Below are 16,288 nucleotides of genomic sequence, written 5' to 3'. Positions count from 1 at the left end.
GCGGGACCTTTGCCCTTTCGTTTTCATTTTCATTTTCCTGATATTTTTAACAAACAGGTGGGAAGTCCCCTCCCTCGATGTTTCTAATTGAAAATTAGAAACTCCTGTTAAACCTATGGTTTAACACGACAGCCGATGGCTGGCAGGTGGGGGCAGTTCCCATTCTAACATTTTTAAAAGGGGATAGTTTATGGGTTCACCGTTTATTTTACTCAATTACAAGACCTACCTCCAGGGTACAGGTCAGGGTGCGGTTAAAATTGCAGAGGCCTGCAAAGCCGTATCAGAAGAGTCAGGAATCGAGATTGCAGTCGCCCCCCAGCTCCCTGACATCCACAGGGTTGCATCGGAAGTGGAAATCCCGGTTTTCTCCCAGCACCTTGATGGGATCGGGGCAGGGAGTTTTACGGGCCACATATTCGGGCAGTGTATAAAAGACGCTGGAGCTGTCGGCACTCTTCTCAACCACTCGGAAAAACGCCTGACCCTCGCGGAGATCGAGGCTTCCTTAAAGGCCGCAAAAGAGTTCGGACTCAGGACCGTAATCTGCACAAACAACGTCCTGACCACGGCCGCAGCCGCCATACTTGGGCCGGACTATGTGGCAATCGAGCCACCCGAACTGATCGGGACGGGAATCCCGGTTTCAAAAGCCGATCCCGAAGTTGTAAGCGGCTCGGTCGAAGCTGTTGCCGCGCTAAAGCCCGGCGTGAAAGTCCTCTGCGGGGCTGGCATTTCAAAAGGAGAAGACCTGAGAGCTGCTCTGGACCTCGGGGCCGTTGGAGTCCTGCTGGCTTCCGGAATCGTGAAAGCCGAAGACCCTAAAGCGGCCCTTGAAGACCTGATCAGCCTGGTCTGATGTTGTTACGGTCCGGTTCAGGCCTTTCCTGACTGGTCCGGACCTAATTTTTTACTTTTTTCTGAATGAACGGGGGCACTTGACTTCTTTTTAACTCAGACAGCAGAAGTCCCTTTCCTCGATGTTTCTAATCGAAGATTAGAAACTCCTGTTAAACCTGCGGTTTAACACGACAGCCGAAGGCTGACAGGTGGGGGTAGTTCACGCAGAGTTGTTCAGTATTCGTCGCTAAACGCTTCTATGAGGGGCTCTATCGCTCGCTCATCTCCTATTTTTATGAGCAAAAGTGCCGCCTCGTTTTTGATTTCCTCATCTCCGCTTTCCAGAGCTTCTATAAGGGGCTCGACTGCAACATCCCCCATTTTTACAAGGCTCTCTTTTATGGCCGTTCCTATTTTTTCATCATTTACGTATTTGAGAAAGGTCTCTGCCACCTTTCTGTCATCAGTTTTTTCGAGGGCCTGTACCGCAGTGGTCCTGATTTCCCTGTCTTCTCTTTTACCCTCAACAACCGAGACGAGAGCTTTTACTGCTTCAGGAGTCCCTATTTTTCCAAGTGCTCTTGCAGAAGCCGTTCTTATCTTAGTTTTTTCATCTTCATCATTCAGGAGCAGAATCAGGATTTTTTCAGCTTTTCTGTCTCTGAGTTCTCCCAGGGCAACAACAGCACTCTTGCGGATATCACTGTTCGTATTCATGGGATCACATATCCCTGAATCTTCATTGATTTCAAGGATTTCAAGAAGGGGCTCTACAGCCTTTTCGTCCCCTATACACCCGAAAGCCAGGATCACACTGATTCTAACATCCTTTTTTGTATCATGAAGTCTTTTGACCATTATTTCCAGGGCTTTTTCATTTCCAGGTTTTCCCAGGGCCAGGGCAGCACAGCTCCTGACAATTCCACTGTCGCTGTACTTTAATTCTTTCATCAGTTTTTCCACGGCCCTTTCATCTCCGATTTCTCCCAGGGAAAGGGCCACACCACTCCTTATCAGGGGGTAGTCTTTATCCATTATATTACACATTTTGTCAACTACCCCTGTTTCTTTCATTTCTCCCAGGGCCAGGGCCGCAGCCATTCTGACGTGGCCGTCTCCACTATCCAGGGCATGAATCAGTTGTTCGGTTGTGTTTTCACCGGATGCCCCGGAATTGTCCATTCCTTGGAGGGCGATTTCAGCGTATATACCGGCATCCTGGTCTTCGGAATTCAGGGCCTGGATGAGGACATCGAGCTTTTCTTCGTCTTCTTCCTCAAGCTCCTCTGCGATTTGCTTTTTCAGGATTTTTTCCGTCTCGTCCAGAGCAAAGGCCATTTCTTCCGATATCTCCTTCCCTTCTTCGGGTTCCAGGGTAGACTGGTTTGTGGTCTCTTTTCTTTCCTTAAAGGTAGTGCTAAGAACTCCTTTCGTCCTTTCGTCTCCGGTTTCAATGAGTGCTATCAATGTGTAGCCGTTGAATGTTTCATTGTTGAATGTTTCATTGTTTATTTTTTCAATCAAGGTGTCTGCAGCAGGTTTCCCGATTTTTCCCAGAGCCTGAACAGAACTTCGTTGAATTTCTTCATCATTCTCATCCAGTAGCCGGATCAGTGCTTCTACAACTTCGGGATCTTCATATTCCCCCAGTGCTTCTATTGCCTGTATCCGGGTTTCGGAGTTGTTGCTTTCCAGGTCCATGATAAGCGTTTTTTTTATCTTTTCTCCGGGATCTTCACTTGTATTTGTTTCGTTTATTCCCGTTATATTCTGGGTTACTTCCTGATCTGCTCTGGCAGAGCCTTTATTCGCAACTGTATAACCGGATACGAAACCTATTAAAATGAACAGCAAAAACAAAAAGACTATTTTTGTTTTTCTTTCTTCCATATGATTCCCCTACCTTTTGAAACTCCATTTTTTATTTTTTTACATTAACTATGTAATGTCTTCTTTAAATATTTTTATTTCGCCGGGAAGCAGGGTAAGAGTTTCTGAGGGTTTTGGGGGGGTCAATGGTTTCAGGCTGAGGGGAGCCGCACAAAAGAGAACACAGTCTGTTCGGTTGGGGGGTTTGGAAAGGTTAGGAATGGTGAAAATCTAACTTCAGGTTTTATTTTGGGAGTTGTTTCATACTCATACATGTTGTGTTTTTGTGTAAGAAGGTGTTTGGTGTGTGTGCATTCAAACCACGGAACACACGGAACACACGGAAGACACGGAAGACACGGAAGACACGGAAAAAGACGGCAGGAAGACGATATTAATTTAGTCCTCTTGAGGGAGCGTAGCTCCCGAAAAGGACCTCGTGCTCCCGAAGCGAAACTCGGGTGCCGAAGCGAAACTCGGGTGCCGAAGCGAAACTCGGGTGCCGAAGCGAAACTCGGGGAAGACGGCAATTACGGTTTTTCCAGCATTTTTTAGTCCTTTTTAAAGAATCCAGGGTATTTTTTGAATCTTATTCCATAAAGATCCAACTTACTCACCGGCCATCAGGCCGGTTTCCTTGTCCTTACGTGCTTTTCCGTGGTTAAGGAATGGTAAACAAAAATACTTGATATTATACTCACATATTGGCAGGGGGTCGAAATGTGTATTATATTTGACTCATTCCTTAATTGTTTCAGGCCCTGAAATAATTAAAAATCTGTCAGGTTTTCATGCTGGAAAAAAGTCATTTTCGGGCATTTTGAACTTCTGAATAAGGGGGCTTCTTTACCACAATCGGAAGGTTGGGTGAGTGTGTGGGGAGGCTCCCGGGTTTCAGCTCTCAATTTTTTTACCGAAGAGGCGGAGGCGATTGATTAAAAAATGGCTTTCTGACCCAAGAAGCCCCGCCTCTCCCCATATGAAAAATAATTTTCCAGTTAAAGCCAGAAAACCTAAAAGCTTGGGTAGCTGACCTATCAGCTAAATGCTTCTATGAGGGGCTCTATCGCTCGCTCATCTCCTATTTCTATGAGCAAAAGGGCCGCCCCGGTTCTGGCTTCCTCATCTCCGCTTTCCAGAACTTCGATCAAAGGTTCTACGGCAGCTTCACTCATGTCTATAAGGGCTTTTTCTGCGCTCGTCCCCAGTTTTGCGTCGTCCAGATATTTGAGAAGGACTTCTGCCGCCTCTCTGTCGTCGGTTTCCCCGAGGGCCAGTAAAGCTGCGGTCCTGATATCCTGATCCGCTTTTTGATCTTCCACAACTGAAACAAGGGCCTTTACAGCTCCTGAAGTGTCTATTTTTCCAAGAGCTTTTGCAGAGGCTGTTCTGATCTCCTCCTTTTCCTCTTCGTCATTCAGGATTTTGATCAGGGTTTCTTCGGACCTGTTACTCCTGATTTCTCCCAGGGCAATAACGGTATTCTTGCGGATCCCTGTATCTGTTTTCATGGGATCCTTTGTCTCAGTGTTCTCATCTACTTCAAGGATTTCAAGCAGGGGGTCCACAGCCTTTTCATCGCCTATAAGGCCGAGGGCCAGGATCGAACTGTACCGGACGTCCATTTCCGCGTCGTGCAGCCTCTGGATCAGGAGGTTTACGGCTCTTTCATTTCCGATTTCTCCGAGGGCCAGGGCAGCACAGCTTCTTGTCCATTCGTTTCCACTGTGCTTCAGTTCCTGCAGCAGTCTTTCCACTGCCCTTTCATCCCCGATTTTCCCGAGGGAAATGGCCACACCGCTCCTAACCACGGCGTAGTCCTGTCCCAGGACCTGCAGGAGTTTGTCCACCGCTCTCTCTTCTTTCATTTCCCCAAGGGCCAGGGCGGCGGCGATTCTTATGCAGCCGTGTTCACTTTTCAGGGCCAGGAGCAGTTCTTCGGTTTCGTTATCTCCGGCAATACCCAGCCACTCCCTTTCAAAAACAGCGATATAAGTGTATGTTTGCGTGTCCTGCATTTCGGCATTTAATGCCTGAATAAGAGCTTCATCTCCATATTCATCTTCTTCCTCAAGCTCTTCTACTATCTGTTTTCTCAGGGCTTTTTCCCGGGCTTCCACCGCAAGGGCCATCTCTTCCGAGATTTCCTTCCCTGCTTCATTTCCCGTACCAGCATCGGTTTGTACTGTAGTCTCTTTTCTTTCCCTCAGGCTCTGGCTAATCACATCGGAAGCCCTTTCGTCGCCCGTTTCTATGAGGGCCAGCAGAGTGTAGCTATTGAAATCTCCGTTTTCAAGCTCTTCAATCAGGACATCTGCAGCGGAGGGGGCCCCGATTTTCCCGAGGACCTGAACGGCACTGAGCTGAAGTTTTTCATCCTCGTCGTTCAGTACCCGGACAAGGGCCTGCACAACTTCAGGTTCCCTGTATTCCCCGAGGGCTTCTATTGCTTGCAGCCGGGTTTCGGAGTCGCCGTTTTCCAGAGAATCGATAAGTGTCTCTGTTATGTTTTCTACAGATTCTTCACTTACGTTAGTTTCGTTAATCCCATTTTTCACTCCGCTTTCGTTTATTTCGGTTTCTACTCCGCTTTCGTTTGCGTTGCGGGTCTCAGGACTGATCTGGTTTACTTCCTGGTCTACGCTGGCAGAACCTTTATCAGAACCGATACAGCCGGACCCTGACCCAATTAAAATGAGTAGTAAAAACAAAAGGGCTATCTTTGTTTTTCTTTCTGTCATAGGATTCCTCTATTTTTTTAAAAATATGTCTGCTTTTTTTTGAATAGACATTATCTGTACTATCCTGCCCACATACTTTTATTTTTCTGATCGAGTCCTGAAAAGTCCTTCAGAATAAAAAAAGTTGAAAATAGAATTCTGTGCTCCGGGCAGGCAGAGAACTGTTTTTCGGAGCTCTAACTGTCCCGAAGTCGGTTCAGGCTGCAAGCCCAGGTTTTTTTTCCCTGACCCGGCAGCCCAGGCCGCAGAGAAGGGCTGTAATCTCTTCCTCTATCTCATCAGTCTCACAGTCTCCGAGCACCGTTATCCGGAAGGTCACGCCGGACATGGTCGTTCCCGGCACCTCGGGGTAAATGTCATTGATTTCAGCGGCTGCAAGGTAGCTGTTTCCGGCAATCACCCGCAGGATAACTTCAGGCTTGGCTCCAGGGGGGATCAGAACCGAAAGGTCCCTTTTTGTGTGCTGCAAATTCTCTTTTCTCCAGGCCCTGAGTTCTTCTCTGGAAAGGAAGCGGAGGTTTTCAAGCTTGAGCTCGAGAGGTCTCTGTTTGGTTTTCGGGGCCGTGCCCTTTGAGGGCAGCTTTGAGAGAATAACCTCGTCCGGATTTACTTTTTCAAGCACTCCCACATGGGTTTTTCCGGAATACACATGGTAAAAACCGCAAGTTTTTCCGATGGAGTTCAGAAGGGTTTCGGATTCGGCAATCCTGGTGTTGATCAGTTTGTCCGAGCGGCGAAGGGCGTGGGCCGTGTCTCCGTAGTGCCTCGATGCGGCTTTCATGGCTCCCGCAAAACCTTCTAGGTCGTGGGCCCTTACAAGGCCCGAGAGTCTTTCACACTCCGAAATGAAAGCTTCGTGCACATCGAGCACGGCCGGGTTTTCCATCTGGATGAGGGCGTAGAGGTAAGGGTTCTGCCCGAGAATCCTCCCCACGAAATCAAGCATTATGTCGTAGACCGGGCTTACGAATTTCCTGGATCTTTTCACATCAAAGCCGAGTTTCTCGACGGTCGTCCCTATGCTGATATAGGCAAAATGAGTAAGTCCCTGCACGACAGAGACCAGACGGTCGTGTTCGGCCGCAGTCGTGACCTGGACATGGGCCCCTTTTCTCTCGAAAAGTTCCTTTATTTCCGGAAACCATTTTCCAGAACGGCCTTCCACCGGCACAAGGATCACGGTCTGCCCCCGGATACAGGGGATCGTGGGCCCGAACATGGGGTGCGTGCCAAGGATCTCCACCCCTTCCGGGGCGAATTTTTTCATGGCCTCAACAGGCCTCACCTTGGTCGAGGTCAGGTCCATGAGGAGGCTGCCCTCTTTCATCTTCGGGGCGGTTTCTGCAATTGTTTCTTCAGTTACGCTGATAGGGACGGAAACGATCACGATGTCGCTTTCGGGAATTGCGGCGTCAAGGTCGGAGGCATAGGGGACTCCCAGCCTTTCGGCAATTTCCGCCTTGCCCCCTTTTCCCCAGACCGTGACCTCGTACCCTTCTTCCCTGAAAAAAGGGGTAAACCACTGCCCCATTTCCCCAGTGCCGCCGAGGATCAGGACTTTTTTTTTCCCTTGTAGGGTCCGGGTTTTCCGGAAAGCTTCCGGGGCTGAAGCTTGCTTCAAGTCCCCAGGCCCTCCAGCACCGTCTTTTTCATAAGTTCCACAGGGGGCTCAACCCCTGTCCAGAGCCGGAAAGCTTCTGCGCCCTGGTAGACCAGCATCATGACCCCGCTCACGGCTTTTGCCCCTGCTGCCTCCGCGTCTTTCAGGAGCTTTGTTTGCAGGGGGTTGTAGACAATATCAAAAACAGCAAGGTCCGGGTGCAGGGCTCCGGCATCCACAATACTTGCGTTTATGTTGGGATGCATCCCCAGAGTCGTGGCGTTAATCAGGACGTCGGCTTCCCTGACGAGTTTATCCAGGTCTGAAAGGCCTGTTCCCCGGATTTTTCCTTCCGGCAGGGCTCCCGCTATATCCCCTGCAAGCTCAAATGCCTTCTTTTCCGTCCGGTTCGCGATTATAACTTCGGCCCCGTCCTCGACAAACTGGAAACCTATAGCCCGGGCAGCGCCTCCCGCTCCTACAATCAATACTTTAGACCCCTCAATTTCCACTGCATAATCAAGAAGGGCCTGCTTTGCCCCGAGTCCGTCGGTGTTGTAACCCCTTATTTTTCCTTTCCCTTCTCTTTCATCTTCACCTTCTTCCCGGAAAACCAGGGTGTTTACAGCCCCTATTTTTTTAGCGAGGGAATCGGGTTCGATGCAGTCAAGTTCCAGGGCTTTTTCCTTCAGGGGTACGGTCAGATTGACTCCCCTGAAACCCATGGCTTCGGCTCCCAGGACTGCCTGTTCCAGCTTTTCCGGCCGGACCCTGAAAGCGTGGTAGCTGCAGTCCATAGCAAGAGCCGAAAAAGCGGCGTTGTGCATAAGCGGGGAGAGGGAATGCCCTATGGGGTCCCCGAATACCCCGAATATCTTTTCCATCAGCGTCACCTTTTCAATTTTTTTTTTTCTTGTTTGTCCAGTTTTCCGCCAGATCTTCTTGTGATGTCTTCTTATTTCCGGTTGTTTTCCCCGGTTACGCCAAGAAACTCCATTGCTGTTTTTACTCTATCCACCCTGAGCTGTCCGGGAGCTGCGGCTTTCTCCACAGAGGCATAGGTTAGCAAGGAGCCGTAAAAGGGAGCGATGACTCTGGTGTGTTTTCCGAGTTCTCCCATTGCGATGGTGCAGACGGGTCTGTTTTCATTCCGGGCCTCAAGGGTTACCCGCAGCAGGGAAAGGACGTCCTCTCCGGACAGCGGCATGACCGCAAGCTTGGCGATATTGGCTCCGGCGTGGAAAGCTTTTTCGAGAATTTTCTTCATTTCCTGAACTGTGGGCGTTTTTGAAAAATCGTGATAGGATATGATTACGGTTTTTCCCTGATCCTTTGTGGCCCTAATGAGCTCATCCCTAAGCGTTTTTTCGGCAGAAAGTTCTATGTCCACAGCATCGAGAGAGGCAGAGGAGGGGCTGAGGCCGGGAGCAGAGTCCCCTTTTCCCTTCTCCTCTGAGAAAAGCAGGGCCTTCAGGAGGCCTATTCGTTCCCCTTCACTTCCTTCCCATTTTCCGCCTTCTTCGGGGGAGCGGTTGGTTACGAGCAATGGGAGGCCGGTTTCCGATTTTAGCTTCCCTATTATCCCGGCTGCGGCTTCCGGAGTTTTTATTCCGGCAAGGTCCAGCCGGAGTTCCAGGACGTCGGCTCCGAGAGAAGCCGCTTTTTTTGCGGTTTCCAGGGGCTTTTCGCCAATCGTTGCCACAACTGCGGCTTTTGTTTTCAGGTCAAGGGGTCCTATAGATAGCATGGCTGAAGGATAAATTACGAAGGATAGTTACTTTTCTATGATCGTTTCCTCGATCTTCTTTCCGAAATGCCTGGCCCCTTCCTCAAGTCGGACCAGGACCTTGTCCCCTTCCTTGAGTTTTGCAACCGATATTGGGGTTCCATCTTTTCCGACCAGCTTTATGGTCTCGGCGTTTTGCAGGACTGCGCTTACTGTCCGGTCTCCCACCTTTGCCTCGATCAACATGAGGGGGCGGCTTTCGATCTTGACCCTTCCGACAATGCCTTCCCGTTGCTTTCCCATCGAGTTTATGATTGTAACCTCGTCTCCAGTCTGGAGTTCGGAGAGGTACCGGGTCTTTTCCCCAATCTTAATATAAGAATGAACGGCCCCGGCGTTTACCCTGAAAGGCCTTGCGGCAACGTAGGGGCTGTCTTCGGACTCGGAATTTACGAGGAACATGCCACTTGCCTGAGAGCCTATCAGCATTCCTTCCCCTGGTTGCATGAGGTTACAGGTGTCCACGCAGACCCGGTCTCCCATGCCCAGGGGTTTGACCCGGGTAATGGTGCCGGTTTCAAGTTCAGTCTTTACGCTGTCCATTTCTCTTGCGGCCCTGATTGTCTTTTTGATCTCGTCCGGGTCCGAGCTGTCCAGTAAGACGCCGTCTGCCCCGACTTCCAGGGTCTGGAGGGCAATCTTTGCTTCTTCCGCGCTTTTTACCCCGAAAATAATCTTAACTTTCTGCTGCTGCAGTTCAGCTATCAGGTTTTCCAGAGGGATGACCTTCCAGTCCGTGGCTGCGACCAGCAGGTAGTCACAGTTTTTCCCGAGTTCTGCGGCAAAGTGTTCGTAGTGCCGGTCTTTTATAAGGACGTAGCCCCCGATCGAAAGGCCTTTATCCGTCAGGAAGAGCGCGGCGTTGATGTCGGAAGAGCCTGCGAGTTCGGAGGGCAAAGGTTTTGTCCCGTCTCCTTCTCCCCGCTTCCCGATTACCGTGACGTTGGCTCCGGAATCCTTTTCATTGGCAAAGGCGGCTACCTTTATGTTCCCGAGTTCCCGGACCTTTTCGACTTCTTTTGCGTTTACGAGCACAAAGTCAGCCCCGGATTCAAGACCTGTGGTAATCCTGTCCTTTTTCTCTTCCCAGTCGCCTTCATCGGCCTTTATCCAGACGCTTTTCTTTTCCAAAAATCAACACTCCATTTTTGTCTTTATCCTGTTTTTGCCCTGTTTTACCCGGGCTTCATCAGGGTCTTATTCCAGCTGTTCGAGGGCCTCGTCTACGGATTTTCTGCCGTGCACAATCTCGGTTATTGCCCTGGTAAGTTTGACGGGAGTCCTGTGCTGGAAGACATTTCTTCCGATAGCAACTCCTCTTGCCCCGGCTTCTATTGCCTCATCGATCATTTCCAGGAATCCCCGGTCACTCTCGGTTTTCGGACCTCCCGCGATAATCACGGGCACGGGACAGCCCTGGACCACGGTTTTGAAACTGTCCACGTCTCCGGTGTAGACGGTTTTTATAATGTCAGCCCCGAGTTCGGCTCCTATCCTGGCGGCATGGGCCACCATCTGGGGGTCGTAGGGGTTTGTGACCTTTTTTCCTCTGGGGTACATCATGGCGAGCAGAGGCATGCCCCATTCCGTGCAGTCCCTGGCAATGGCCCCGAGCTGTTCAAGCTGGGAACTCTCGGTTTCCGATCCCACGTTGACGTGCATGGAAACGGAGTCCGCACCCATTTTTATCACTTCTTCCACAGTGCAAACCTGCACCTTGGCATTGGGGTCCGGACTCAGAGACGAGGATGCGCTTATGTGGACAATCAACCCTATGTCGTGCCCGTATCCCCTGTGCCCGTATTTTACCATACCCTTCTGCATGAGGACGGCGTTTGCCCCGCCTTCTGATACCCTGTTTACGGTATCGGTAATGTTGATCAGCCCTTCAATGGGCCCGTCGGACATTCCATGGTCCATGGGAATTATGACCATGTTTCTGCTGTCCCGGTTCATCAGTCTTTCTATGCGGATTTTTTTGCCAATTTCTGACATCATGCTCCCTCTTTTGCTTCCGGGGTTCTGTCCCGGATATTTACTATGCTAGTGTGTCACATAGTAGCACGCAACTTATATTTAAAGTTATGCTGCCCTTTACAGCCTGCCGTTTTATCCGGATGTCTTTCAATGTGTATTAATGTACTCTCCTGTACAACCATGCCCATTATATTCTTTTCCTCCCCTACTTCATTTTTAACTCCTATAAATAAAAAGATAAGAGATAGTTAAAATAGGATAAAACCGGCATAGATGTAAAATAAGTAAAGCTCAAATCATTTATCAGGATTTTCCTTCCTTGCTCGTTCCGGCTTTGACGGAAATGGCAGGGAAGGGCAGTTGACTGAGTTTGAGCAATTTAAAGCAGTAAAAGTTCAGGATACGGAAGTAGTATGAGAGAACTGAAAATTCTTGTTATAAACAATTACGGACAATTTTGCCACCTCATCCACCGGGCTGTCCGGGATCTCGACATGGAGACAAAGATCCTCCCGAACACGACCCCCATTGAGGCCCTCCTTGCGGAGGAACCTGACGGGATTATCCTCAGTGGAGGCCCCGATATGGTGCGGGCAGGCCTATGTTTTGACTATGTTAAGCAAATCGACCGCCCCCTCCTGGGAATCTGCCTTGGACACCAGGCAATTGCTCTCGCCTGTGGGGGAGAGACCCGGGTCGGGCAAAAAGGCGGCTATGCTGCAATCGAGGTTGAGATCCTTGAAGAAGATGACATACTCAAAGGCATAGGCCCGAAAATCTCGGTCTGGGCCTCCCATGCCGATGAAGTGGTCACCCTCCCTGAAGGCTTCATCCACCTCGCCCGTTCGGAGGTATGTGAAATCGAGGCCATGCGTCATCCCACTAAACCAATATATGGAGTCCAGTGGCACCCCGAGGTTTCGCATACGGAAAAAGGTGAAGAACTGTTCACGAACTTCTTTGAGGTCTGCGAGCAGTACTGAGACTGTTAAAAAATCCCTTGAATACTCAGGTTAAAAACTCGAAAACGTGTTAAAATATCGGTAAAAGCCGGTTAAAAAAAGCTAAGGGGATTTTCACATCCCCATTCTCTTTTTCATCATTTTTTGGAGATTGAATTTCCCGCCTTTTAACCCTTTCAGGGCGGTCTGCATTGTTTTATGGTACTTCAAAAGTTCCCTGACCTCTTCCGGAGGGCAGCCCGATCCCCTTGAAATCCTCTTGATCCTCATCCCGCCTATGATCTTCGGGTCAAGCATCTCGGCTTCGGTCATGGAGTCCATGACGATCCTGTAGTGTTTGAGTTTATCGCCCGTTTCCCTGAACATCTCGTCCGAGACCTTCATGCCGCCTGCCATTCCCATGGGGAGCATCTGCATGATCTGTTTGAGGGGGCCCATTTTATTCATGGCTTCGAGCTGTTTGTACATGTCCTTGAGGGTGAAGTGCCCCTGCATCAGGGCATCGACGTCCACGTCTTCCTCGCTCAGGCTCTCCTCGGCCTTTTCCATCAGGCTCTTGATGTCTCCCATCCCGAGGAGTCTTGAGATGAACCTGTCGGCTTCGAATTTCTCGAAGTCTTCCGGGGTTTCTCCAAGCCCTATAAAGGCAATCGGGGCTTTAGTCTCGGAAACGGCTGAAAGGGCCCCGCCACCTTTTGCGGTCCCGTCAAGTTTTGTGATGATGACGCCTGTGATTCCCACCGAGTTGTTGAAGGCATGAGCCTGCTGGCTTGCCTGCTGCCCGATTGCGGCGTCCATTACCATGAACTTGTGGTCAGGCTTTGCTATTGCGTTGATCCGTTCCATCTCGTCGATAAGGTCGGCCTCAAGTGCATGACGCCCGGCCGTGTCCACGATTTTCACGTCGTATTTATCGAGGGCCTTGAGTCCGTTTCTGACAATTTCGACGGCATCAGAATTTCCCTCTTCCCCATAGAAAGCCACGTTGAGTTTTTCGGAAAGGGTCTTCAACTGCTTGTGGGCCCCGGGCCGGAAAGTGTCGGCGGCAATCACCGCGGGTTTTAACCCTTTTTTCTGGAAGAAACGGGCAAGTTTAGCAGTGCTTGTGGTCTTTCCACTCCCCTGGAGCCCCACCATCATGATGGTCTGGGGCTTGAGATGAATTTCTGCTCCCGCCCCGATGATCTCCATCAGTTCCTGGTAAACGATGCGGATCACATGTTCCCGTGGGTTCATGCCTCCAGGGGGGTCTTCTTTCATTGCCCGGTCTTTGATGTTCTTGGGCATCCCCATGACCAGCTTAACGTTGACATCTGCCTGAAGAAGCGCCCTCTGGATGTCCTTTACTACTTCATTGACGGTGCGCTCGTCAATCCTGCCCGCGTGCACAAGCTTTTTGAGCGCCCCCTGCAGGGAATCCCCGAGTTTATCCATTACCATGAGAATATCGTCCTTTACAGTTTTTCAAATAAGAATGAATTGGATGAAATACGCTTTTAGTGTTTAATCATGTGTTAGAAAGTGATCCTTTATAATTAAACTTTTCAATGCATCAAGGATCTCAGACACAATTATGCTGTCAACTACCCCTCCCTAAAACCTTCACCTAACGGCTCCGGTTTTTGAGGAAGAGGCTTGTTTCGGCAAGTCCCTGGTTGATCAGATCGCCAGTTTAGGAGCTTTGCAAAATTGGCAAACGATAGGAAAGAAGTTAGTTACCCTGGAATGCCGCCTCAGTTTCAGGCTCTAAGGATGTCGGTTAAACAGTCCTGAGTGGTAGGGACAGTGCTTGCATCATACAAACCTTTCCATATCTGATCGAGAGGAAGACGAATTCCGGGATTGGCTCCATAATTTCGGGTACGTATAACCCTATTCAATTAGGAGTAATTACAAATGTTTGTATTTGTGCTAAACAGGAACGGAAACCCACTCATGCCCACCAATCCGGCAAAAGCCAGAATTTTGCTAAAAACCGGTAAGGCAAAAGTGGTCCGAACCACACCCTTCACAATCAAGTTACTTTACGAAAGTAAAGAGTACACTCAGCCTGTCATTGGAGGAATCGATTCCGGTTCTAAATTTGTTGGCTGTGCGGCTATTGCTAACGGAAAGGTAGTTTATCAGTCAGAAATTCAATTAAGGCAAGATGTTTCTAAAAAGATGGATCAAAGGGAAATGTACCGAAGAAACCGGAGAGGCCGGAAAACCCGGTACAGGCCTGCAAGGTTCAATAATAGGGCAGCTTCGAGGAAAGAAGGAAGGCTAGCCCCTTCAATAAGGAGTAAGTTGGAATCTCACATCAGAGAAAAGAACTTTGTGGAATCCATCTTACCGGTTACGAAGTGGAAGGTCGAAACGGCTTCCTTTGACATTCACAAAATAACGAATCCGGAAGTTTCAGGTATTGAGTATCAGGAAGGTCCACTGAAGGATGCCTACAACGCCAGGGCTTTCGTACTGGACCGGGACGGGTACACATGCCAGCACTGCAAAGGTAAATCAAAGGATAAGCATTTACCTTACATTTCGACCCACCCTTGATTTTTCCACTTAATATTGATCCAATAACCATACTTTCTGGTTAATCCAGTAGTTCAACTTATCAAAATAGTTATATTTTCGTCCTTCATTAACCAAATTGTCAGCAAAAAACGTATAGCTACCGCTACAAGTTTACTTAGGTTTAACCTTTTATCCCTTTTGATTTAATAAGATCATCCAGGTTCAAGATTCAATCCCAATAGCCGTAGCAACTTTTGCAAGTGATCGACTTTACCGTTTTTTGCAAAAACTATATGTTTCCCACCCATAGTGATAACATTATGAAAGGAAAGTAACCTCAATAATTTTTCAGCGGTAGGATTTTTCAGGATATTCCTGCCAAAATCGATACGAAGAGGGTCTTTTTCGGTTTTCAAATTATTTCTTGCAATAATCCTCATAAGTACCCTTACTAACAAGGAAACATGCAGCAGCATCAGCAATGCTTCAATACGCTCTGGTTTTTTCAGAAATATACTGTAAAACATAGAAGGTTTTTTCAATTCTTCAAAATTAGTCTCAACGACATATTGACCTTTATATAACTGAAAGATTTTTTTATCATTTTTTGTTTTGGGTAGAACATTTGTAATCAGTACTACCGTTTCCAATGATCGCTTGCGTTTTTCCACTTTTTCTTTGTTTTGTTCAAGGCTTTTGAGTTTTACATGGAATTTACTGATGATTTCAAATATTTCTTGACTCTTTGATGGCCTTCCCCTTGGTCTTTTTATAATTGTTTCTTCCTGGATTTCGAATTTGATATTGAATAATGAGTTTTTATATTTTTTAATGAACTCATCAATTTCTTTCTGTGCATCTGGTTCACAGGAATAAGGGTCTTTAAAATTCTTCTTTATATCTGCTTCAATTATTTCCCTTTGTTTTTTAATCTCATAAACTATCTTTTCATTGTCACCGATGTCCCTATAAACAATCACACGACACTCTTTTTCATGAGCAATTTTATTAAAACTCTGTGCTTCATACTCCATTGCTCTTTTTGATTCTTCATCTTCACAGCAGGCCCCTATGTATTTCCATTTATTCTGAGAATAAGCTTCATTTATTGTCTTTTCTGCAAGTCTTGCACTGAATTTTTCTGGACACCTGGAAATAAAAGTGATTGGATTTGTTTTATCATAAAGAATTTTAAAATTGTTTTTACTGATCAGCTTACAATCTGCTATGAATATTGATTCATCACACATTTTACCAAAGAATTTTCTAAAATTGCGTATTGCATTTGGGATCCAAACAATGTCAGCAGTATTTCCATCAAGTGCTTCTGTATAAAGAGGAAATCCTGAAGAATCTGTGATCATACCACTCATTATTTGTTTTTTATCAGAACGATGAGCTTTGCTATGGCCGTAAGTGACTTTCAGGCCTTCATAATTTTCCTGTTCACATGCCTTATAATCCCCATAGCAAACGTGGGAAGTAGTATCCGCATGAAATACATTATCAAAAGGAATTTTGAATTTTACAAAAGTTTGCAATACAATCATGCTGAAAAGGCTAGAACACCCTGCTTCGTGAATTCGATCCAACAGCAAGCCTAAACAATCATCATTGAAGTAAAAATTGGGATATTCCTTACCAAAAACGAGTTTAGAATCCATGAATTCAACAATTTCTTCGACACTGCACAAAGGATATCGTTTATCTGTTCGAAAAAAAGGAGTTAACACTATACTCAATGCAAGTGTTCCTGGAGAAATTCTCCACTGATCTTGATCCCATCGAATATTGTCATTGATAATGGATTCAAAATTCATTTTATCCAAATAATTTTTGGAGGCCATAACTGTAAATGGGGTCGTTTTTGTCTGTGGAAATTCATTTGCATTCAAGTGTTTTGAAATGTTATTACAGTTGTAGTCCACTTCCATAGAAGATATCGCTTGTATTTTATTAAGAAGTGGAAGTGATTTATTCATCATGTGAATATATATCAATCACGTTT

Annotated in this window: 12 protein-coding genes; 3 read left to right on the top strand and 9 right to left on the bottom strand. The window is 47.5% G+C overall.

The window, feature by feature from the left end; genetic code table 11:
- Positions 1–190 precede the first annotated feature (190 nt).
- A complete protein-coding gene (gene tpiA, locus ACZ5QV_RS06760; RefSeq protein WP_464601801.1) occupies positions 191–859 on the top strand; it encodes a triose-phosphate isomerase in 669 nt (222 codons plus the stop codon).
- A gap of 215 nt (positions 860–1,074) precedes the next feature.
- Here tpiA and ACZ5QV_RS06755 read toward each other — a convergent pair whose 3' ends face one another.
- From ACZ5QV_RS06755 to ACZ5QV_RS06725, 7 genes are all read right to left on the bottom strand, one after another.
- Positions 1,075–2,730 (bottom strand): HEAT repeat domain-containing protein, encoded by a 1,656-nt coding sequence (locus ACZ5QV_RS06755; protein WP_464601800.1) that lies wholly within the window; start codon positions 2,728–2,730, stop codon positions 1,075–1,077.
- Between the two features lie 1,016 nt (positions 2,731–3,746).
- On the bottom strand, positions 3,747–5,450 hold the full coding sequence (locus ACZ5QV_RS06750; protein ID WP_464601799.1) for a HEAT repeat domain-containing protein: 1,704 nt from the start codon (positions 5,448–5,450) through the stop codon (positions 3,747–3,749).
- A gap of 196 nt (positions 5,451–5,646) precedes the next feature.
- On the bottom strand, positions 5,647–6,981 hold the full coding sequence (locus ACZ5QV_RS06745; RefSeq protein WP_464602051.1) for a prephenate dehydrogenase: 1,335 nt from the start codon (positions 6,979–6,981) through the stop codon (positions 5,647–5,649).
- An 86-nt stretch (positions 6,982–7,067) separates the two neighbouring features.
- On the bottom strand, positions 7,068–7,934 hold the full coding sequence (gene aroE, locus ACZ5QV_RS06740; protein ID WP_464601798.1) for a shikimate dehydrogenase: 867 nt from the start codon (positions 7,932–7,934) through the stop codon (positions 7,068–7,070).
- A gap of 71 nt (positions 7,935–8,005) precedes the next feature.
- Positions 8,006–8,797 (bottom strand): type I 3-dehydroquinate dehydratase, encoded by a 792-nt coding sequence (locus ACZ5QV_RS06735; protein WP_464601797.1) that lies wholly within the window; start codon positions 8,795–8,797, stop codon positions 8,006–8,008.
- Positions 8,798–8,824: 27 nt separating this feature from the next.
- Complete coding sequence (locus ACZ5QV_RS06730; RefSeq protein ID WP_464601796.1) at positions 8,825–9,967, bottom strand: 3-dehydroquinate synthase II; 1,143 nt, start codon at positions 9,965–9,967, stop codon at positions 8,825–8,827.
- Between the two features lie 66 nt (positions 9,968–10,033).
- Positions 10,034–10,831 (bottom strand): 2-amino-3,7-dideoxy-D-threo-hept-6-ulosonate synthase, encoded by a 798-nt coding sequence (locus ACZ5QV_RS06725; RefSeq protein WP_464602050.1) that lies wholly within the window; start codon positions 10,829–10,831, stop codon positions 10,034–10,036.
- Positions 10,832–11,226: 395 nt separating this feature from the next.
- On the opposite strand from ACZ5QV_RS06725, the gene ACZ5QV_RS06720 reads away from it, so the two are divergent.
- On the top strand, positions 11,227–11,796 hold the full coding sequence (locus ACZ5QV_RS06720) for a GMP synthase subunit A (RefSeq protein WP_464601795.1): 570 nt from the start codon (positions 11,227–11,229) through the stop codon (positions 11,794–11,796).
- A gap of 93 nt (positions 11,797–11,889) precedes the next feature.
- Here ACZ5QV_RS06720 and ACZ5QV_RS06715 read toward each other — a convergent pair whose 3' ends face one another.
- Entirely contained in the window at positions 11,890–13,215 is a 1,326-nt protein-coding gene (locus tag ACZ5QV_RS06715; RefSeq protein ID WP_464601794.1) for a signal recognition particle protein Srp54, read from the bottom strand.
- Between the two features lie 456 nt (positions 13,216–13,671).
- Here ACZ5QV_RS06715 and iscB point away from each other — a divergent pair, with 456 nt between their 5' ends.
- Positions 13,672–14,319 (top strand): RNA-guided endonuclease IscB, encoded by a 648-nt coding sequence (gene iscB / locus ACZ5QV_RS06710; RefSeq protein ID WP_464601793.1) that lies wholly within the window; start codon positions 13,672–13,674, stop codon positions 14,317–14,319.
- A gap of 173 nt (positions 14,320–14,492) precedes the next feature.
- On the opposite strand, the gene ACZ5QV_RS06705 is transcribed toward iscB, so the two are convergent.
- Positions 14,493–16,265 carry an IS1634 family transposase gene (locus tag ACZ5QV_RS06705; protein WP_464600267.1) on the bottom strand — a complete coding sequence of 591 codons (1,773 nt, stop codon included), beginning with the start codon at positions 16,263–16,265 and terminating at the stop codon, positions 14,493–14,495.
- Between the last annotated feature and the right edge of the window lie 23 nt (positions 16,266–16,288).

Source organism: Methanosarcina baltica, assembly GCF_055394095.1.
The sequence above is the reverse complement of the archived record's forward strand: the minus strand, read 5'-3'. Positions and strand labels throughout refer to the sequence as shown.

Coding starts and splice junctions, on each gene's coding strand:
- tpiA (WP_464601801.1), top strand. CDS start 191: ATGGGTTCACCGTTTATTTTACTCAATTACAAGACCTACCTCCAGGGT.
- ACZ5QV_RS06755 (WP_464601800.1), bottom strand. CDS start 2,730: ATGGAAGAAAGAAAAACAAAAATAGTCTTTTTGTTTTTGCTGTTCATT.
- ACZ5QV_RS06750 (WP_464601799.1), bottom strand. CDS start 5,450: ATGACAGAAAGAAAAACAAAGATAGCCCTTTTGTTTTTACTACTCATT.
- ACZ5QV_RS06745 (WP_464602051.1), bottom strand. CDS start 6,981: ATGGGGCAGTGGTTTACCCCTTTTTTCAGGGAAGAAGGGTACGAGGTC.
- aroE (WP_464601798.1), bottom strand. CDS start 7,934: ATGGAAAAGATATTCGGGGTATTCGGGGACCCCATAGGGCATTCCCTC.
- ACZ5QV_RS06735 (WP_464601797.1), bottom strand. CDS start 8,797: ATGCTATCTATAGGACCCCTTGACCTGAAAACAAAAGCCGCAGTTGTG.
- ACZ5QV_RS06725 (WP_464602050.1), bottom strand. CDS start 10,831: ATGTCAGAAATTGGCAAAAAAATCCGCATAGAAAGACTGATGAACCGG.
- ACZ5QV_RS06720 (WP_464601795.1), top strand. CDS start 11,227: ATGAGAGAACTGAAAATTCTTGTTATAAACAATTACGGACAATTTTGC.
- ACZ5QV_RS06715 (WP_464601794.1), bottom strand. CDS start 13,215: ATGGTAATGGATAAACTCGGGGATTCCCTGCAGGGGGCGCTCAAAAAG.
- iscB (WP_464601793.1), top strand. CDS start 13,672: ATGTTTGTATTTGTGCTAAACAGGAACGGAAACCCACTCATGCCCACC.
- ACZ5QV_RS06705 (WP_464600267.1), bottom strand. CDS start 16,265: ATGATGAATAAATCACTTCCACTTCTTAATAAAATACAAGCGATATCT.